We start from the raw sequence: 19,557 nt of genomic DNA, 5'->3' as shown, positions 1-19,557 counted from the left end.
TGATTTTCATTGCTTTAAATAAGTGAAGCGATATTTTGTTTTCAGAATTCTCGGATCTTTAACAATTGCCGCAAATAAAGCTGTTGCTTTGGCCGGACCTTTTTTTAAAGAAAGTTCAAAAGATTTTTTTTGCAGAAAAATATGTCGTTTGGCATCCGGATCTATTCTATTTTTCCTGGACCATTGGTATAAAGAATTCCAGAAAAGAGATTGCCTTTGATTATACTGAGGAGTATATTTGATGATTTTTGTAATCCTATTATCATCATGTATGCCTCTTATAGCCACAGGTTGATCTATAATCCCTGATTTTAAGTGGCAATGATGGGCCAATTTAATAATCAGATCCGAGTCCTGATGGACACGCAATTCCTCGTTAAATTTCAGTTTGTTTTTTTCAAGAGCTGATTTTCTTACAGTCAGAGCATCCAAAGTAAAAAAAGTGCCAAATTTTTTGGGAGTCTGACCTAATAATCCTTTAAAAACTTCTTGTCCTTCCGCCGGATAATTCACCGTCAATAAATATTCGTCATTGATATTTAATAAAAAGTCTTCTTTGCCTTTTTCAGTCAGGAATTCTGTTCCGATTGCATTAAAAACGCCTTCGATTCTAGGATCTTTAAAAAGCACTCTTTCTGCATCAAATCTGTTGGGAAGAAAGTAATCATCAGCATCAAGAAACGCAATGAAATCACTAGAGGATTTTTCAATTCCGAGATTTCTGCTGGATCCGGCACCATGATTGCCTTGATCCGGATGCTGGAATAGCTTCACCCTGTCATATTTCAGGCTAAGTTCCCTGCATATCATCAGCGCATTGTCCGGAGATTGATCTTCTATCAGAATCACTTCTTCTACTTCACGAAACTGCAGAGCAGATTCTACGGCTTTAGAAACATACTTTTCTGCATTATATACAGGAATGATCACAGATATTTTCATTGCTATCTATTGTAATAAGTGAAGCGGTATTTAGTTTTAGCAATTTCCGGGTTTTTCAATAGTTCTAAAAAGATGCACCCATATTTTATCAGTCCATCTTTTAAAGAGAGATCAAATGATTTATAAATTAAATAAATCCTTTTTTTATATTCAGGAGAAATGCGGTTTGAGAGAGCCCAGTTATACATCGATTTCCATAGTAGTAATTGTCTCTGGTTGTACTGTGGTGTATATTTTATGATTTTTGTAATTCTGTTATCATCGTGAATTCCTCTTACTGCAATAGCCTCATCTATAATCCCTGTTTTCAGATAACAATGGTAGGCCAGTCTCATGATCAGTTCTGTATCCTGATGAACCCGTAGCGATTCATTAAAACGGATATGATGACGATCCAGAGAAAGCTTTCTTATGGTAAGAGAGTTAAGGTGAAATGAGGTACCGAAAACTTCAGGAGTTAAACTTAAAAGCCCCCTGAAGACTTCTTTTCCTTCTGCCGGGTAATTAACCGTACTGAGAGAAACCTCCTTGAATTTGGATTGAAATTCCTGTTTTCCTTTTTCTGTTAAATATTCTGTACCAATAGCGCCGAAAACGCCCTCTATAGCAGGGTTGGAGAAAAGTTTTTTTTCAGCGTCAAATCTATTGGGAAGATAATAATCATCTGCATCAAGAAAAGCAATAAAGTCAGACGTTGCATGATCAATACCTAAGTTTCTTGAAGCGCCTGCGCCACGGTTTTCTCCATTCGGATGCTGAAATAGTTTTACTTTAGGAATTTCGGACACCAGTCTTCTGCAGATCTCTAATGAATGATCGGTAGATTGATCTTCAGCCAGAATAATTTCTTTTACCTCGTCAAAGTAAGCAGCTGATTTAACTGCTTTTTCCAGGAACTCAGCAGCGTTATAAACGGGTATGATAACAGAGATTTCAATCATAATATAGATTGGTTATTATCCGCCCAAAGAGCAAGCTGAAGAAGATTCCAGTGTTTCTCATCTTTTTGCAGAAACTGTTGGGTTGCTTTATAATCAATGAAATTAAAAACTTTATGATTGGAGTTGGTAAGTAAATCATTGGAGAGATTCATTAGATTTTCTTCTGCAAACCAGTTCTTCACGCCTAATCCAAATCCTTGCTTATGTCGTTTTCTGATGGTTTCCGTCCAGTAAGATCCCATAGCCTCACGGAGTATGATCTTATCATTTTTTTCATCCAGTTTCAGCTGATCCGGAAGCTGTATACAAAATTCCGCAAAATCCAGATCAAGGAAGGGGGTTCTTACTTCCAATGAATTAGCCATTGCCATTCTATCTGATTTTACCATCATGTTGGCAGGAACATAGTTTTCCAGATCTATTCTCATGATGTCATTTAAAGAATCAGGATCCGGGGTAAAGCTATAGTCCTGAAAATAGTTGGCGGTAACTCCCAGAAGATCGCGCTCTTTTTTGTCAAAAGCATTTCTCACTGCATTCAGATGGAAATCCATGATTGAAGAATACTGTAGATTTTTCTGGGTTAAATAAGAGGTTGATTTCAGTTTTTGATATAGTTTTAGGCCAAACTGCGCAACCATATTTTTATAACTGAAATGATTTTTCAGTTTATTTTCAACGGTATAAAAATGATATCCACCAAAAAGTTCATCACCTACATCACCGGACAATACTACCGTAAGATTTTCTTTGGCGTATTTACAGATTTCGTAATGTGGGATAAAAGACGCGTCGGCAAATGGCTCATCAAAAAAAGGAGAAATCTTCAGCAAAGATGAGACAAGATCTTCTTTTTTTTCGTGAACTTCTATATGATGGGTATTGTATTTATCGGCAATTTCTTTGGCATACTTCAGTTCATTATCCTTGTGATCATATCCGAAGCTGATCGTGGTCTGATGAGGAAGGAATTCATCAACCATTGCTACCACTGAAGAAGAATCCAGGCCTCCGCTTAAAAAGCTGCCTACTTCTACATCTGCAATAAGCTGTTTTTTTACTGCATTTTTCAGCAGGTAAACAAACTCTTCTTTGGCATCAGATAGACTGATTGTTCTGTCTTTGGCTGGCATAGAGTAATATCTGGAAACTGTGATTTTTCCATCTTTCCAGATCAGTTGATGAGCGGGTGGAAGGGTGAAAATATTACTGTAAATGCTTTGATAGGTGCTTACATAGCCGTATTGCAGATAGTGGGAGAGTGCTTCTGAACTTACTTTTGGCTGTATAAGCCCCGAAGCTAAAATAGCCTTTATCTCTGAGGCAAAAATAAATTCATTATTATTTCCGAAGGCATAATAAAATGGTTTTTCCCCAAATCGGTCCCTGGCACAGAACAACTGCTGTCGCTGATCATCCCAGACTGCAAAGGCAAACATACCCGGAAGATCATGGATGAGGTTTTCCTGTTTCCATTGATACATAGCTAGTATAACTTCTGTATCTGAGCCACCGCGATAAGGATATTCTGCATATTTTTTTTTGATGTCCTGATATCCGTAGATTTCACCATTAAGGACAATGCATTCATTTTTTGTATTTGAGAACATGGGCTGTTTGCCATTTTCAGACAAATCTATAATGGAAAGTCTGCGATGACCCAATGCTGCATGATCATAAAATTCATAATGTGAAGAGTCCGGACCTCGGTGTTTCAGAGAATCCGTCATTTTTTGGATCTCATCCCGGTAGTTTCTGGCATTGCTGCTAATGATTCCTGCTATTCCACACATAATATTTTATTTTTCATCATTTATTTTTCGTTAATGCTTATGCTAATTTACGACAGATTCAGAAATACGGGACCCTTCTGCATCACTTGATTTCTAAATTTGCTTAATGTTGTACTGTCAGTAGATATTTTTTTATACTTTTTTGAAAGTATTTTATAATTGCTGATATTTCCCTTGAGAAGATTTTTAAGCATCGCTTGTTGAAGATATTTTTTTTCCAGCTGAAGACCGTTGGCTATATTAGGATTCATCGTATTAATCTCAATACGGACATCTTCGTATTTTGTGAAATCTATTTTATGAAGACGTTGCACACCGTCATGTACCACTTTGCTACCTGGAACGAGGATAACTTTCTTTTTATGAAAGTGAATACGGTTTACATACTCATCATCTTCACCGTAGTGAAAAAAATAGGGATTGAATCCTCCTACCGATTCTATTGTTTTTTTGGGTATAAGCCAATGGGCTGCATTGATAAAATGAATCTCATACCAGGGCTTCAGAGTTTTAAAATACAGGTCTGAAATCATTCTGGTCTTTTCGTAGTTTTTGGCAATATACTGATCAAGAAAAATGTCAAGATACTTTTCTGAACCGTCTATATGTATTGGACTCATGATTCCAATTTCTTCCTTGTCTGGATAGATCTGGTAAACTTCCAGCATTTTTTCTAGACTGTCCTCATACAACCAGGCATCCTGATTCATCAGATAAAAGAAATCCGCCCCGTCTTTATAGGCTTTTTCAATGCCTATATTATTGGCTTTTCCAAAACCAAGATTGACTTCGGACTGAGTGAGCTCCACTTCCGGAAAATGAGTTTTTATATACTCTTGTGTGCCGTCCACAGATCCGTTATCGATCACGATACATTTCACAGGAACCGAAGATTTCCTTAGGCTTGTAAAGCAGCGTTCTGCCCATTTCATGGCATTGTATGTAACGATTATAATATGGATCTCAGACATTTTATTTTATATTTTAACAGATCTTTATTTGAATTTAATTTTATCTTTCAGTTTCATGGTCGGAATCTCAAAGTATTTATACAGGATTAATGCTCCCAAGATGGATGCTGTCCAATAAAATATATTCTTCAATACAATGAACTCTATATTTCTCAACGGCTTTGATCATAATATTTCCTATGATAAAACCACTGAGAGCAAAGAATATACAAACTCCATCAAAGTAGAAAAGATCAAAAAACATATATACCGTATCAGGAATTAAAGAGGCGTTATGGCTGAATACCACAAATAATATGGCAAGCATCCTCAGGATATCAAACCCAAATATCCTGTTGTGGGCAATGTCCAATTTAAGAAATTTTTTAATCTGCATACATAATAAACTCAGGGCTGGAATACTACTTATTTATAAAAACCTGTTTAAAAGTATCCATAACAGGGTGTGGCAGAAATTTTTGGAATTCTTTTTCTGCAGAGATAGTCAGATCACTATCTAAAATAATATCTCTAAGCTCTCTGTCATCACTGTAATAATAAGCTCTCTCACCCAGATGATTGATATGGGCTTTTTCAGGAGGGTTGGCAAAAGCGATGACCGGTTTTCCCTTGATGGCAAACTCTGCCACAGTGATTCCGAAAGTTTCTCCTCTCTCACGGGCATGAAGAAGAGCACTGCAGGTGTTGATGAATTTTTGTTTCATCATAACATCTGAGCTTGGTGGCAGAAAAATAATATTTGACGGAGCTGACTTCCACCATCTTTTTTTCACAAATGCATCGACCCCCATAAAAATGAAATAAATATCCTTATACCTGGAGGCTATTTTTTCTATAGTTTGCTGCGCAAAAAGGATGTTGAAACTGGCATTGCCTCCATAATATCCATATACTTTTGCGTTGGGAGGAATGTTAAGATCTTTTCTGAGATCCTGATCTGTTTCTGCTTCAAAATTAACCATATGGGGGACAAAAGGGTATTTTGAACCGGTCATTTCCTGACTCAGCCATTCTGAAACATAGGCATAGACGTCTCCGTGAGGTTCAAAATGTTTAAAAACGCTGTGGACAACCGTTTTGCATTCTCTGGTTTCTATATGGTCGATATCTCCGTTTTTAATCGCATAAAAAAGATCGATATTATTTTTGTTGATGAGATCATCTACTTCTTTAAAATCGGAATAACCAAACACATTAAAACGTTTGGTGAATTTTTCTATACCCAGCGGATGGTTGGTCTTCGAATTTTTATCATACACGATCAATGATTCATTCCCCAGGTATCTTTCATTGAAATCTGCATAATCATATAATGCGATGGAGGTCCCTCTGTAATTGAGTTCATTCTCGTGGAAAAGAATTTTCATTCTGTGCTATTTATTTAAATTTATTTTTCAATTTACTAAGTATTTTCCGAATTATATTTTTCTTCGGATACTTGGTAAGATCATTGTGTTTGAAAAGACCTTCTCCCTGTGCGATTTTAAAATTCTGTTTCACCCACCAGGATGCGATATTCCTTTCAAGGGATGCGGTTTCTCCTGAGAATGGAATGATTTTGCCGAGCAGAAAATCTTTTCGGACAAGGTATGGATTATTGGTCCAGTTTGCCCAGCGTGAAGTGGTTATAAAATATTCACCTTGCTTTTGTATTTTGTCCGGAAATTCTTTGGCAGGATCCAGCCAGTGCAGAGACTCCAGAAGGTGAGGGGACGTACATTCATGCCAGTCGTCATAATAATCAAGCTCATTGCCTTTATGCCGTATTGAGATGAGAGGATATCCTGGATTTTTTCTACTCCGGTATCGTATAACATCAAATCCCTGATCAAGAAGTTTAATACCGCTCTTAAGCTGAGAAAGAGTTGTTTTTTGATCTTCAATAAGTTCCCAGTCGTGCTCCAGAAAAAGGATATTTTTAGAAGAAGCCTTTTCTGCCAATAATTTCATTCCTTTACCAATCCCGATATTTTCATCCAACCCGATGTACCTGATTCTGTATTTATCTGCCGTTTTTTTATCCTGCTCACTGACTTCCTGAAAAAGGATGACAATATCATCGGTCATTTCCAGGAGACCATGTTTTTTATAGGATTTCAGTGTATTTTTCAGTGTATTTCCTGTTTTCCAGGAGAGTATACAGATGGTTATGGGTAATTTTTCCATAGGAATACATTAAAGATTGAGGAAAGGATGTTTGCCCGTCATGGAAGTTCTTCTCGCAGCTTCGATCTCTTTAAATTTTTTTGAAAAATATTTATACTGCTCGAGGTAAAACTTCGATTCGTTGATATTTCCTTTTGCACTTAATTTTAAAATGTAAGATAAAATTGCTGTTTTTTCTCTTTTGACATTATAATCATAATTAGGATCAAGATACTTTGTCTCTCTCTGCATTCTCATCGAAAGCCTCGTGTTTGCAAGTAATTCGGCCTTATCCTTAGGTGGATTTTTATGAAACGACTGTACGGCATCATGTACTACTTTACTTTTTGTACATACCATTATTTTTAATCCGAAGTAGCTGATTCTGTTCACATACTCATAATCTTCAGCGCCATAAAAAAAATAAGGATTGAATCCGCCTACTTTTTCAATGGTATTTTTGGGAATAAACCAATGGGCAGCATTGACGAAGCTTATTTCATAAAAAGGTTTTGCGTCTCCAAAATATACATCGGAAAACATTCTGTTGTTTCTTACATCTTTAGCAAGATAGTTCTCAAAATGGATGTCAAATTTTTTCTCACTTCCGTCCAAATGCATAGGACTCAAGATTCCTATCTTATTTTTATCCGGTGCATTGTTGTACACATCAAGCATATGTTGAAAACTGTCCGGAAAAATCCAGGCATCCTGATTCATAAGGAAAAAAAAATTGGCTCCCTCTTTGTACGCCTTTTCTATTCCTAAATTATTAGCCTTTCCAAAGCCTAAATTTTCAGATGACTGTATGAGATCGATTTCGGGGAAATATTTTGTAATGTATTCCCGGGTTCCATCTGTAGATCCGTTGTCTATAACCGTGCACTGTAAAGGGACAGAAGAATGCCTTAAACTGGTAAAACATCTTTCAGCCCATTTCATAGCATTGTATGTAACAATAATAACGTGAATATCAGACATTTTAATTTTAAATATACTTTTGGGTTAAAGTTTCAAGATAATCTTCAGGGTTTATTCCGGAGAAAAATGTTTCTATATCTTGATCAAAATCTACTTTGTAAAAATCTCCTTCATCTGTCTCAGAAAAGAGCGCTTTCTGATCGGTTTTTTTTTCTATTGCATTAATGATCTCTTTCAGATCGTAGTAATAAGGAAAAGCCAGATTGATGGTTTTATTGTCCAGATGCATACAGTGGGAACCCAAAAACTTAGAGATATCGTCAATGTCTAAAAGAAGTCGTCTGGCTTTAAGGTGCAGGGTGAATTGGTCCTGATTTCTGATTCTGGAGGTTAGAAAATTAAAAAGTGTATTAGGGTTTCCTCCTTTTCCCACAATATTGCCTATCCTTACAATAAGAAAATGCTCGGCACCAATTTTTATATGATCTTCAATTGCTTTTTTATGCAGAACGTAAAGACTGTTCTGCTTGGACTGGTCATGGATACTTAAAGTAGAAAAGTAAATGATTTTTTTTCCTTTATTTTCTGCAAGTACGGTTTTCAGAAGAGAAAATTCTCTTTCGAATTCTGAAGGTCTCGTTTCCAGTGAATTGGAGACTCCTGAAGCAAAGAAGACTATACTATCTTTATCATAAGATTTTACAGCGTTGGCTATAATACCATTTCCAATAATCATGTTTTAAGTGTTTTCATTAATTGTGTCTTATAAAAATTGTTGAATCCGTTTCTTTATCATTGAAGCTTAAAATCAACAGTATTGTTTATTTCAGGTAATCAAATATATGAAAATAGTATTTCATTTTTATTTGGTTGACAAGACGATCCAAAAGAGGGAGCTTTTTAAGATAGTCTTTATACTTTTGATGGCAGTACTGTATGTATTCTGCATCAAATTTTGTATTTAAATTCAATCCTGAGATTATCTTTTTTACAAATGAATATCTTTGGAAGACTTTAAAGAGATCTTCCCGGGATAAATTTTTTACTTCTGAAGGATTAAATTCGGAGAATGCTTTATATCCGATACTTTGCTTGGGATGTATGCGGTATTCACCCAAAATACTTCTTTCTATCCAAAGTGAATTTTGATCAGCAGCAAGCAGCAGCAGCTCATAGTCGTGGATGATTACAGAATTAACTTTTTTTAAAGGAAGATGATTTTTCAGAAAGCCATTGCGAATCGCCATACTCATTCCGGGAAAAACATTTCCTTCGTATAAAAGGCGTTTGAAAAGGTCCTCAGGTTTTGAGAAATTGTCAGGATCAAAAGATTCCATATGCCAGTAAACCATTTCATCAGAACCTTCCAGAGAATTCCCAAAAAGCTTGATATTGTGGCATATAATATTGGTGTTTTTGTTATTTATGAAGATGTCAGTAATTGCTTCGGTTTTATTGCCATACCAGCGGTCATCCTGATCGCATAAAAAAACAATATCACCCGAACATAGGCTCATTGCCTTTTCAAAATTGCCAACATATCCTAAGTTGTCAGGGTTTCGAAACACTTTAATGATCTCAGGATATCTTTCTGCATAATTTGAAAGAAGTTCTAAGGTGCCATCTGTAGAGCCATCATCACAGATAACGATTTCAGATACCGGCCTGGTCTGGTTCAGAATACTGTCCAGTTGCTCAGAAATATAAGTTTGGCCGTTATAGGTACAAAGTGCTACGGATGAGGTCATAAAGTATTGATTTCTCAGTTTTTTTTCTGAAAAAAATTGTAATAATATCTTTTAAATGCGAGATAGCCGGATACTACCTTACCGCCAGTTACTTTATTGAATTCGTGCTTCAACTGGGAGAGTTGGGTAATATGTACCTCTATCATATGGTAAGCGAGCCTGTCATGAAGATCGTCACCATATAATTTTTTCAATATAGGAAGCACTGTGGTTCTTTGACGAAGAACTTTGTAGGGATCAGAAGACAGACTTTTTTTATTATCTTCTTTCCGGTAATGGGCGAGAGGTTCATCAATCAGACGCACTTCCGGATTATTTTTAGTGATGTAGATCCACATCAACCAGTCTTCATTAATACTTAAAGTAGTATCAAAGATGAATCCCTCAAGAAGTTTCGTGGAGATTAAGGCACAATGTATAGGGATGGTAAATTTAAGGTTCCATCCGAATACTATATTTTCAAATGACACAAAAGCCTTTTCAATGTGGTTGTAGCCTTTATAATGAGTGTTATTCTTATAGATTGTGAACTGGCTTATGATGAGAGGGTATTCTTTATCACCGGCAAGACTTTTGGTGAACTTTTCACGATCTATGGTATCATCAGAGTCCAAAAACTGAATATAGTCTCCTGAAGATTTTTCAAGTCCTGCGTTTCTTGCGGAAGATATCCCGCCATTTTCTTTATAAATATACCGAAAGCGCGGATCTTTTTTGATCCATTTTTCAGCTGTTTTTTCAGTGTCATCAGTGGAGCCGTCATTGACGATGATACATTCCCAGTACGGATAGGTTTGTTCCAGGACGGATTGCAGGCATTCATCTAGAAACTGTTCCTGATTATAACAAGCAACGATGACGGAGATTACTGTATTACTCATTACAGATATTTATAAAATTTACAGAAACCTAGCTTATAGCCTAATTTTACCCACCCGGAATTTTTAATTTCTTTTTTTAGGTTCGTATTGTGCGTTAATTCCTTATTGTATACTTTTCTACGAACGAAACTTTCCAAAAACAATTCTTCAATACTGATTCCTCTCCGTTCAGACATTTTAATTAATGCCAGCCAATGCCAGAAATAAGCCTGGTCTTCGCTTTTATTCGATATTCCTCCTTTATGGACTCTGTAAAGATAAAGATTTTCATCAATGTATTTTACCGGAGCTACTTCACACATCTTCATGTACCAATCTTTGTCTTCCGCAATTTTCAGAGAAATATCAATCCCGGATGTTTTCTGATAAATTGATTTTTTTAAGGTGGCAAAACTGGTGATTTCAGCATTGAAATTCAAATATTTTTCATCTAAAGCAGTAATTTGAGCTGCTTTATGAACTCTTACTTCATTCAGCTGATCATCGCAATACACAAAATTGGAGTAGACCAAACCTACTTCCGGATTCTGGATATGTGCATTAAATACAATTTCCAGGGCACTGCTTATCAATACATCATCAGGATCAAGAAATCCGCAAATTTCAGATGTGCTTAGTTCAATCAGCCGTCTTTTAGTGTATCCTATTCCTTTATTACTTTCGTTGGTATAAATTGTAAACCGGGAATCATCTCTTGTGATATTTCTGATAACTTCCAGTGAATCATCTGTTGATGCATCATCTAAAATAATAGCTTCCCATTCTACAATAGTTTGCTTAATAAGGCTGTCAAAGCAATCTTTGAAAAAACGTCCGTTATTATAATTGGCGATTAAAACCGTTATTTTAGTCATTGCTGTTTTCTTTTGATACTATTTTTTTCAGAGCTTCCAGATATCCGTATCCATTTTTTCTGTCTGGTTCCAGGATATTTCCTTCTGCCCATTCATTCCACGATTTTACCACTAAAAATTTTTGTGAATAATTTTTATCTTTTAGGAAGTTGACTGCTTTTTCTACCTGTTTTTCGAAAAGGGCAGGGCTGTTGTTGCCTAAAATAATGCCACGATTTCCGCTTCTTGGTGTGTTATCCCAATTGGAAATAAGACATGGAAAGGTATCTACATCTGTTTCATCAAAATGAAGATCATTAATGACATCAGGTGCATTCTGAATATCAACAGGTTTTTTGAAATCAACAGTTTTAAGTCCTAATATTCCTTTTAATCTGTTGGTGTAATATTGTTTTGCTGAAATATAAGGTTTCTGATTCATATGAGGACGCCATGCTCTAAGAAACGCATTTGATATTTTCGCCTGGTATCCTAATTCTTTATACCCATGATCATCTTCTGTTTTATTACTGGCTATGAGATAAAGGCCATCAAAACCATTTTCTTTGGCAAGATCAGTGAATTTTTCAAGATATTCGGGTGATTTTTCATTGATATTGATAGCGTCATACACCACAAATACAGGTTTGTTATCTACTTTAATATATCTTTTGTCTTTGAAGAAAGGAAGGAGATAGTTGAAATGAGCGATTAGATCTTCATCCGTAGGATATACCTGTTCTGCGAGAATTTTATTTTCTAATCCATGCCAGACTCCGGACCAAGTTTCATTAGCCCAGCAAAAGCAGAAAGGAAAATCCGGTTTTCCGGATTCCAGTACTTCGTTGGCAATACGTTCAAGCAGTTGTTTTCCGTTTCCAAACCAGTAATGGTAATAAATAAAACCGTGTACTCCATAATCACGTGCCATCTGGGCCTGTTGTTCTCTTACTTCAGGAACCCTCAGATCATAATATCCCAGATCTCCTGGACAAATCGGTTGTTCATGTCCTTCAAATAAAGGCTTGGCCTTGCCTACATTAGTCCATTCTGTAAATCCCTTTCCCCACCATTCGTCATTTTCGGGAATGGGGTGGTATTGTGGAAGGTAAAATGCAAGTGTTTTTATGTGTTTCATAAATTATTTTTCTAGTGTTTTTATCAATCTGGCAGGTATTCCTGCAATAACAGAGTTTCTGGGAAAACTTTTGTTGACAACAGAATTAGCGCCTATAATAGAGTTCTCACCAATGGTAACGCCGGGTAATATGCAAACTCCCTCTCCAATCCAGACATTATCTTCAATGACAACCGGACCTTTGGAGGAAAGTGGTCTTTCTGCTGGTACAGTGTTCAAATCTTCAGCACTTATGTTTCCATGATAATGGTCTGAAATGTATATTCTACTGGCCATCAGCACATTATTACCGATGATAATTTTGTCTATAGCTCCAATGTGAACATCAGAATTAAAATTTACATTATTTCCAATGCGAATCTCCGGCTGGAAGGTCTTTCCCTGAAAATGATCCCACGCCTCAAGTCTGAGATTGAATAATGAGCTGAAATTGTCTCCTATGCTTATGTATTGAGGGTTTTTGATCCAGAATATGTCGGGAAGACCGGATTGTTTTCCAAAAGTTTTGAAATGGTTTTTCCCCCACTCGTTGTTCTGCTGCTGCTTATATTTTTTATAGGCATCAGAATGCAAAACTCCGAATAAAAACTTAATGATATATTTTTTTATAAAGCTCATAGGTCTTATTTATCATTTTTCCAATAATGAATAATACTCATGGATCATGTTATTTATGTTTTTCTGTTCCGCTTCCTCAAGTTCAAAATAGAATGGAAGTCTCAGCAGGCAATCTGTAAAATGATCTGAATTAGGAATGTCAATAGGAGCATTGTCTTTCAGGAAGAATTCACTTTTATTCAAACTTAAATAATGGAAGACAGGGTGGATGTCTTTTGTTTTTAAATATTGGATCAGATTCGATCTTTCCTCATAATTTCTGCATGTAATATAGAACATATGGGCATTATTAGTGGCAAAAGCAGGGATTTCAGGCATTTTTATGAATCCTTTTTCCTGTAATGGTAAAAGGTTCCTGTAATATTCTTTCCATATCCTGATTCTTTTTTCCTGGATGGCACCGAGGTTTTCAAGCTGTGCGTATAAAAAGGCAGAAAGTATTTCTGAAGGAAGGAAAGATGATCCAAGATCTACCCAACCGTATTTATTGACTTCGCCTCTGAAAAATGCACTTCTGTTGGTTCCTTTTTCACGAATGATTTCAGCCCGTACATTATATTCAGGGTTGTTGATCACCAGCATTCCTCCTTCTCCGCAAATGATATTCTTAGTTTCATGAAAGGAGAAAGCCGCAAAATCTCCAATAGATCCTAATGCTTTTTTTGTACCATCGGAAAAAGTGTAGTAGCTGTCGATAGCCTGTGCTGCATCTTCCACCACAAAAAGATCATGTTTTTTAGCCAGCTCCATTATTTTTTCCATATCACAGGCAATACCGGCATAGTGAACCGGAACGATAACCTTTGTTTTTTCGGTAATATGTTTTTCTATTTCTGCCGGATCAATATTCGGATTGTCAGGATATGAATCTACAAAAACGATTTTAGCTCCACGCAAAACAAAAGCATTGGCGGACGAAACGAAGGTATAACTAGGAACAATAACTTCATCTCCCTCCTGAATATTACAAAGTATAGCAGCCATTTCCAGTGCATCGGTACATGAGGTCGTAAGCAGTACTTTTTGAAATCCAAAATTTTCTTCAAAAAATGTGTGGCACTTCTTGGTGAAAATTCCGTCACCCGAAATTTTACCGCTTTTTACCGCTTCTTCTATATACTTCAGTTCGTTTCCTACTATAAATGGTTTATTGAATGGGATCATAGTGTTTTAAATTTTGAATCTTTATTTATAAGCTTCTAAGATGTGACGATATAAAAATACATTTATTTTATCGTATATACCTCACCGGATTTCCTACATATAATCCCGGTATATCAATGTTTTTAATGACGACGCCACCTCCTCCAATATGGGTTTGTGCCGCGATCGTTATATTATCTATAATGGTAGAATTAATACCGATAATACACTGTTCTCTAATTTTTACAAAACCTGCAATGGCCACAGAAGGGGATAAGAACGAATGTTTTCCTATAACCGAATCATGAGCCACTGTACATGAAATATTGATCAGTACATTTTCTTCAATGCTGACGTTCTGATCAATAACGCACCCGGGATATATTACAGATCCCGGTCCAATGGTAGCAGAAGGGTCTTTGTAACATGAAGAATGGATAAAGGTATGAAAAGGAACCTTTCCGTCAAGTTTTTGAAACAGTTCTTTTTTCGCATTCATATGTTTATAGCCAATCGCTATTAAGATGGCATCGAATTCATTTTGCTGGTATTTTGTTATCACATCATTATTTCCACCAATTACCGGGATGTCATCTATTATGGTGTTGACATGCTGAAATTCATCAAAAAAAGCAATCACTTTATCATTGGAATCATGATGAATATGATAAGCAATCTGCTGGCCTAAATGGCCTGATCCTATGATGGCAATTCGTTTCATAACGGGTGTATTATATGCTTTAAAATCTGTTTCTATCTTAAGGATTTTATCCTGTTACTTTTATTTTGTGATCAGACTTATAAATTAAGTAACCGGATCTGTCATTACTGGAGTGGGCCGGTTGGAGATGATCTGATAAAAGTTCTTTTTTTACAATATCTTTTTCTTCTTTGTTACTGCTGATAAAAGGAAGAAGAAACTCTGTTTCTTTTGATAAAAAATAGACCCCTGAGAAGGCTGTTGATTGTATGCTTTCAGGTAGAATATACTGATCCAGTGCGATATCCAATACAGCTTGCATATAGTCAAAACCTGTAGATAAAGGAACAAGATCCGAGCCTATAAAATCCCCACCCATACGGCTTCCTATTTCTATGGGATAGACCTTTTCATCTTCTGTGATCATAAGTTCTATGTGGGAAGCTCCGTTTTCAACTTTTGTAGCATTTAAAATAGCATAGCTTATTTCATTGATTTTATTCTTGATTTCTTCAGAAAAAGCACTTGGCTGATGGTGGGCTAACTCTACAAAATACGGCTCTGCGGTTATTTCTTTATCTGTAATGGTAATGATCCGGTGTTTTCCTTTAAAACTAACGGTTTCTACACTCACTTCTTTCCCTGCAACAAATTCTTCAACAACACATGTTTTAGAAAAAGAAACACTGACAGCATTTTCAATTGCTTTTTTGCATTCTTCAAGAGAAGATGCTTTTATGACCCCTAAGCTTCCCGATCTGTCGGATGGCTTAATGATAACAGGGTAAGTAAATGATTGGAAGTCTTCTGGTTTAAATTCAGAAACTGTGACCGACTTAGGAGATTCAATACCATTCTCTTCAAAGCATTTCCTCATTAAAGATTTATTGGTGGTCAGTAATGAACATTCAATACTGTTTCCTGACAGTTTTAAATGGTTGGCTACGTATGATATGGTAGGAATACAGATGTCTGTAGCGATTGTAAGGATGCCGTGTATTCCGATTTTTTCACATTCAGTAAGAATAAGCTCTTTCTCCAGGACGGAAATGTCATAGAAGCAATCAGCAATATCTTTACAAACTGCGCGTCCGTCGTCCCAGGCAAAACAATGAACTTCAAGTCCATTCTCTTTCGCCTTTTGTACAAGGGGAAGCTGTAAGTAGCTGGCTCCTAATATTGCAATTTTTTTATTATAGAGTCTTTTGATCATATTCTATTCTAAAATTTTTGTAAAAATGTTTTCAGCATATTCATAGGAAGAAAACTCCTTCACCTGCTGTACTGCATTTTTTGAAAAAGCAGCATAGCGGTCTTTATCCAGTTCAAATATCTTTTGAATTCCTTCCGCCAATTTTTGGCTGTCTTTCATTGGTATTTTATACCCGTTGTAATCATCTACAACCATATTGGTGACTACTCCTGTATCAAACCCTACAACGGGTGTTCCACACGCTAACGCTTCTGAAACCATCATAGGACCGGAATCTTCAATGGATGTATTGATATAAACATCCGTGGCCTGATATAATAATGACAACAATCTGTAGTCTTTTATGTAATCTATTTTTTGTTTTTTAAAATGAATCCTGTCAAATTCTTCATTGATACTGTTGGATACGACTAAAAGGCATATTTTCTTTTTTTTCTCATCCGGAAGCTGCTTATCCAGCAGTTCCAAAGCTTCAATGAGATATTTAAAGCCTTTTCTAGGATCCTCCATGTTCTGTGCTCCGGTGAGTATATAAAAATGGTCATCAGATAATGAAAAAACGGCTTTGGCTATATTTTTATTTCTATCATTCAGCAGGGTGGTATCTATTAAACTATTGACATTATATATAATTTCCTGGTTTTTATAGATTTTTGATTTTTTAGCCTGCTCTAATGTTAAACCGGATCCGGCTATGATCTGAAAAAAAGCTTTTTGAGCATTATCATATTTCCTTTCTAAATTGTCTTTTGCCACAAACTTTTGCGATTCTTCAAGAATTGCAGGACAATGCTCACAATTGTTGACATATCCTTCACAACCCCATGAAAAATGACATCCACCTGTAAAATGGTTCATATCCACCGTGATATTATACATTTTGGCTTGGGTAGCTTTATAAATATTAAAAAGATCAGTGCTGTTAAGAAAATCAATTGTCATCCCTGTGAAAATATATTCAGGTATGAATCCTACTGATTTTAGCAGACTATCTACATTAATATTTTCTGTAATTTCGTCTTTACTTAGGAAAGAATATTTTCTGTCTGTGGTCAGTTTTGGCTGTACGGCTTTTTCTGGTTCTGACTGTGGGAGGTATGCTTTAATTTTTCGAACAACCTTCTCTATAAAAAAGTTTTTTTTAGGAGGCGGGACATTTTGTATATGAATATATGGTTTTATAAAATCATCAGTTTTTGTTTTGTTGCGGACACATAATACCACTTCATGGCCCATATTTTTTAAGATATGAGCGACTTTATACATCGCCTCATATGCCCCATTGACATCACCTGTAGATAAAACTAATATTTTTTTTTTCATCATTACATCCAGATTACAGGAGGATGAATTATACCATTATCTGTATCTCCTGCAAGAAAGTTTTCATGCCCTGTTTCAACGATATTAATCTGTATGCCTCCTTTTATATAATCGTAAAGCTCTACTCCGGGAGTATCCAAAGCAACGGAAAGTATATAGGTATTAGGAATCAGTCTGTTTCCTTCAATCTGTAAGGATAGGCTGTTTTCGTGCATGTCTTCAAATCTTTTTCTTGTAATAAAGATGACATTTTCAAACTTATCCAGTATGGCAATATTAATACGGACTCCCTTGTCAACACTCCTGTTGATGTAGTCTATCGTAATATTGATATCATCTATATGGCTGAACTCTGTTGTCTCAATATGTTTATTATTCGAAATTTTAATATTATGAATTTGAGCTTTTTTACTTAAATCTTCAATATATTTGAATTCTGAATTAGGGGATAATTCATTAATGATGTAGTTCTCCATTATTTTATTGACACCACCCTGATCTACAATATTGCCGTGTTTCATGAGAATGCCTGTATTACATAATTGTTTAACGGCAGCCATATTGTGGCTCACAAATAAGATCGTACGTCCTTCTCCCTTGGTCACATCGCCCATTTTTCCCAAACATTTTTTCTGAAAATCAGCATCACCCACCGCTAAAACTTCATCAACAATCAAAATTTCTGATTCCAGATGCGCGGCTACGGCAAATGCTAAACGAACATACATTCCAGAAGAATACCTTTTTACCGGAGTGTCAATATATCTTTCTACCCCTGAAAAAGCAACGATTTCATCAAATTTTCGTGTAATCTCTTTTCGTGTCATTCCCAGAATAGCCCCATTGAGATAAACGTTTTCACGACCTGTCATCTCGGGATGAAAGCCTGTGCCCACTTCCAGTAAAGAAGCAATTCTTCCATTGGTATAAATTTTTCCTGTGGTAGGTTTGGTTATTTTACTTAAGATTTTAAGCAAAGTAGATTTTCCTGCTCCATTCCGGCCTATGATCCCTACTGCACTTCCTTGCTCAATTTCGAAATTGATATCACTTAGGGACCATACGTATTCAGAATTTCCTTTTGTTGTTCTGTCATTGGTTTCCCCGATTTTTAAATAAGGATCTTCCTTACCTCTTACTTTATGCCAAAAACGGTTCAGATCATGAGACAGGGTACCTGTTCCCACTTGTCCCAGACGGTATTGTTTTGATATATTTTCTGCTTTTATGGCCAGCATATTTTTAATTGGAATTTAAAATTAATAAAGATTGCAAATATTACACAGTGTCCATAAAGGTTTTTTCCACCTTATTGAAAACTACGATTCCGATCATCAGAAGAATCACAATGATCACTGAGCTGATTCCCAGCATTACCGGTGAGAAATCTCCAACGCCCAGCCATGCATATTTAAAACATTCAAAAATACCTGTCAGGGGATTATAATAAGCCAAACTTTTAAAAATACCTTTTAGTGCTGATACCGGATAGATTACAGGAGTTGAATACATATACAGACTGACTCCGAATCCTAATAACATGCTGAGGTCTTTATATTTTGTGGTAAGTGAAGAAAAAATCATTCCGACCCCTAATGCGAAAAATGCCATAAGGATGATTAGAAAGGGAGTGGCCAAGATCCAGATATTAGGGTGTACGGCTCCCTTACTAAAATAATAAGCCCAGCATACAAGAAATAAAAGGAACTGTACTCCAAATCTCATAAGGTTGGATAGCACGATAGACAGGGGAGTTACAAGTCTTGGAAAGTAAACTTTTCCAAAGATCGCTGAGTTTCCTGAAAATGTAGAGGATGTGGCAAGCAGCGATGTGGAAAAATAATTCCAGAGGGTAACGCCGGCAAGGTAAAATAAAATGGGAGGCGCCCCATCTGTTGGAAGCTTGGCAATTCTACCAAATACCACGAGGTAAACGATGGTTGTAAAGATAGGGTTAATAAAAAACCAGATAGGGCCTAAAATAGTCTGTTTGAAACTTGAAACAAAGTCTCTTTTTACAAACATATAAACAAGGTCCTTATATTTCCAAACCTCTTTGAGCTTCAGATCAAAGAGAGAATGGCTCTCTTCAATTGTTTCTGTCCACTTTTGTTGTGGTTCATTCATTTGTGTAAGTTTATGCAAATTTAAAATATTTAATTTTTATTCTACTTTTCCTAATAGTTAATAATAATTCATATAAAATGAAAAATACTGACTAATATAATAATATTTGTTATTATGAAC

Annotated in this window: 20 protein-coding genes; all 20 read right to left on the bottom strand. The window is 36.0% G+C overall.

Going from position 1 to position 19,557, the window contains the following annotated elements:
- Positions 1–6: 6 nt before the first annotated feature.
- The 20 genes from BUC06_RS04605 to BUC06_RS04510 all read right to left on the bottom strand — a co-directional run bounded on the left by BUC06_RS04605 (position 7) and on the right by BUC06_RS04510 (position 19,437).
- The gene (locus tag BUC06_RS04605) at positions 7–942 is read right to left on the bottom strand and encodes a glycosyltransferase family 2 protein (protein WP_073330347.1); all 936 of its coding nucleotides are present in this window, start codon (positions 940–942) and stop codon (positions 7–9) included.
- A 2-nt stretch (positions 943–944) separates the two neighbouring features.
- Positions 945–1,883 carry a glycosyltransferase family 2 protein gene (locus BUC06_RS04600; protein ID WP_073330344.1) on the bottom strand — a complete coding sequence of 313 codons (939 nt, stop codon included), beginning with the start codon at positions 1,881–1,883 and terminating at the stop codon, positions 945–947.
- Positions 1,880–3,676 (bottom strand): asparagine synthase (glutamine-hydrolyzing), encoded by a 1,797-nt coding sequence (gene asnB / locus BUC06_RS04595; RefSeq protein WP_073330341.1) that lies wholly within the window; start codon positions 3,674–3,676, stop codon positions 1,880–1,882. The genes BUC06_RS04600 and asnB overlap by 4 nt, the downstream gene beginning before the upstream one ends.
- Before the next feature lie 47 nt (positions 3,677–3,723).
- Positions 3,724–4,647, bottom strand: a complete 924-nt coding sequence (locus BUC06_RS04590; RefSeq protein WP_073330338.1) for a glycosyltransferase family 2 protein — start codon at positions 4,645–4,647, stop codon at positions 3,724–3,726.
- Positions 4,648–4,723: 76 nt separating this feature from the next.
- Complete coding sequence (locus BUC06_RS04585) at positions 4,724–5,023, bottom strand: acyltransferase family protein (protein ID WP_073330335.1); 300 nt, start codon at positions 5,021–5,023, stop codon at positions 4,724–4,726.
- A 25-nt stretch (positions 5,024–5,048) separates the two neighbouring features.
- Positions 5,049–6,014: a glycosyltransferase gene (locus BUC06_RS04580; RefSeq protein ID WP_073330332.1), complete on the bottom strand. Its 966-nt coding sequence runs from the start codon at positions 6,012–6,014 to the stop codon at positions 5,049–5,051.
- Between the two features lie 10 nt (positions 6,015–6,024).
- Entirely contained in the window at positions 6,025–6,813 is a 789-nt protein-coding gene (locus tag BUC06_RS04575; protein ID WP_073330329.1) for a glycosyltransferase family 2 protein, read from the bottom strand.
- A gap of 9 nt (positions 6,814–6,822) precedes the next feature.
- Positions 6,823–7,773, bottom strand: coding sequence for a glycosyltransferase family 2 protein (locus BUC06_RS04570; protein WP_073330326.1), 951 nt, complete (start codon positions 7,771–7,773; stop codon positions 6,823–6,825).
- A gap of 7 nt (positions 7,774–7,780) precedes the next feature.
- Positions 7,781–8,449 carry an NAD-dependent epimerase/dehydratase family protein gene (locus BUC06_RS04565; RefSeq protein WP_073330323.1) on the bottom strand — a complete coding sequence of 223 codons (669 nt, stop codon included), beginning with the start codon at positions 8,447–8,449 and terminating at the stop codon, positions 7,781–7,783.
- 85 nt (positions 8,450–8,534) lie between these two features.
- On the bottom strand, positions 8,535–9,461 hold the full coding sequence (locus BUC06_RS04560; protein WP_073330320.1) for a glycosyltransferase: 927 nt from the start codon (positions 9,459–9,461) through the stop codon (positions 8,535–8,537).
- Between the two features lie 14 nt (positions 9,462–9,475).
- Positions 9,476–10,342 (bottom strand): glycosyltransferase family 2 protein, encoded by an 867-nt coding sequence (locus tag BUC06_RS04555; protein WP_073330317.1) that lies wholly within the window; start codon positions 10,340–10,342, stop codon positions 9,476–9,478.
- Entirely contained in the window at positions 10,342–11,196 is an 855-nt protein-coding gene (locus BUC06_RS04550) for a glycosyltransferase family 2 protein (RefSeq protein WP_073330314.1), read from the bottom strand. The genes BUC06_RS04555 and BUC06_RS04550 overlap by 1 nt, the downstream gene beginning before the upstream one ends.
- On the bottom strand, positions 11,189–12,313 hold the full coding sequence (locus BUC06_RS04545; protein ID WP_073330313.1) for a glycosyltransferase WbsX family protein: 1,125 nt from the start codon (positions 12,311–12,313) through the stop codon (positions 11,189–11,191). Before BUC06_RS04545 ends, BUC06_RS04550 begins: the two co-directional genes overlap by 8 nt.
- Positions 12,314–12,316: 3 nt before the next feature.
- Positions 12,317–12,931, bottom strand: coding sequence for a DapH/DapD/GlmU-related protein (locus BUC06_RS24350; RefSeq protein WP_073330310.1), 615 nt, complete (start codon positions 12,929–12,931; stop codon positions 12,317–12,319).
- Between the two features lie 12 nt (positions 12,932–12,943).
- Complete coding sequence (rffA, locus tag BUC06_RS04535) at positions 12,944–14,095, bottom strand: dTDP-4-amino-4,6-dideoxygalactose transaminase (RefSeq protein WP_073330307.1); 1,152 nt, start codon at positions 14,093–14,095, stop codon at positions 12,944–12,946.
- Positions 14,096–14,162: 67 nt separating this feature from the next.
- Complete coding sequence (locus BUC06_RS04530) at positions 14,163–14,795, bottom strand: acetyltransferase (RefSeq protein ID WP_073330305.1); 633 nt, start codon at positions 14,793–14,795, stop codon at positions 14,163–14,165.
- 46 nt (positions 14,796–14,841) lie between these two features.
- Positions 14,842–15,987 carry an ATP-grasp domain-containing protein gene (locus tag BUC06_RS04525; RefSeq protein ID WP_073330302.1) on the bottom strand — a complete coding sequence of 382 codons (1,146 nt, stop codon included), beginning with the start codon at positions 15,985–15,987 and terminating at the stop codon, positions 14,842–14,844.
- 3 nt (positions 15,988–15,990) lie between these two features.
- Positions 15,991–17,313: a glycosyltransferase gene (locus BUC06_RS04520; protein ID WP_073330299.1), complete on the bottom strand. Its 1,323-nt coding sequence runs from the start codon at positions 17,311–17,313 to the stop codon at positions 15,991–15,993.
- A complete protein-coding gene (locus tag BUC06_RS04515; protein ID WP_073330296.1) occupies positions 17,313–18,548 on the bottom strand; it encodes an ABC transporter ATP-binding protein in 1,236 nt (411 codons plus the stop codon). Before BUC06_RS04515 ends, BUC06_RS04520 begins: the two co-directional genes overlap by 1 nt.
- Positions 18,549–18,588: 40 nt before the next feature.
- A complete protein-coding gene (locus BUC06_RS04510) occupies positions 18,589–19,437 on the bottom strand; it encodes an ABC transporter permease (RefSeq protein ID WP_073330292.1) in 849 nt (282 codons plus the stop codon).
- Positions 19,438–19,557 lie beyond the last annotated feature (120 nt).

The sequence above is a fragment of the Chryseobacterium carnipullorum genome (assembly GCF_900142785.1).
Lineage (GTDB): Bacteria > Bacteroidota > Bacteroidia > Flavobacteriales > Weeksellaceae > Chryseobacterium > Chryseobacterium carnipullorum.
This window is presented reverse-complemented; position numbering and strand designations above follow the sequence as displayed.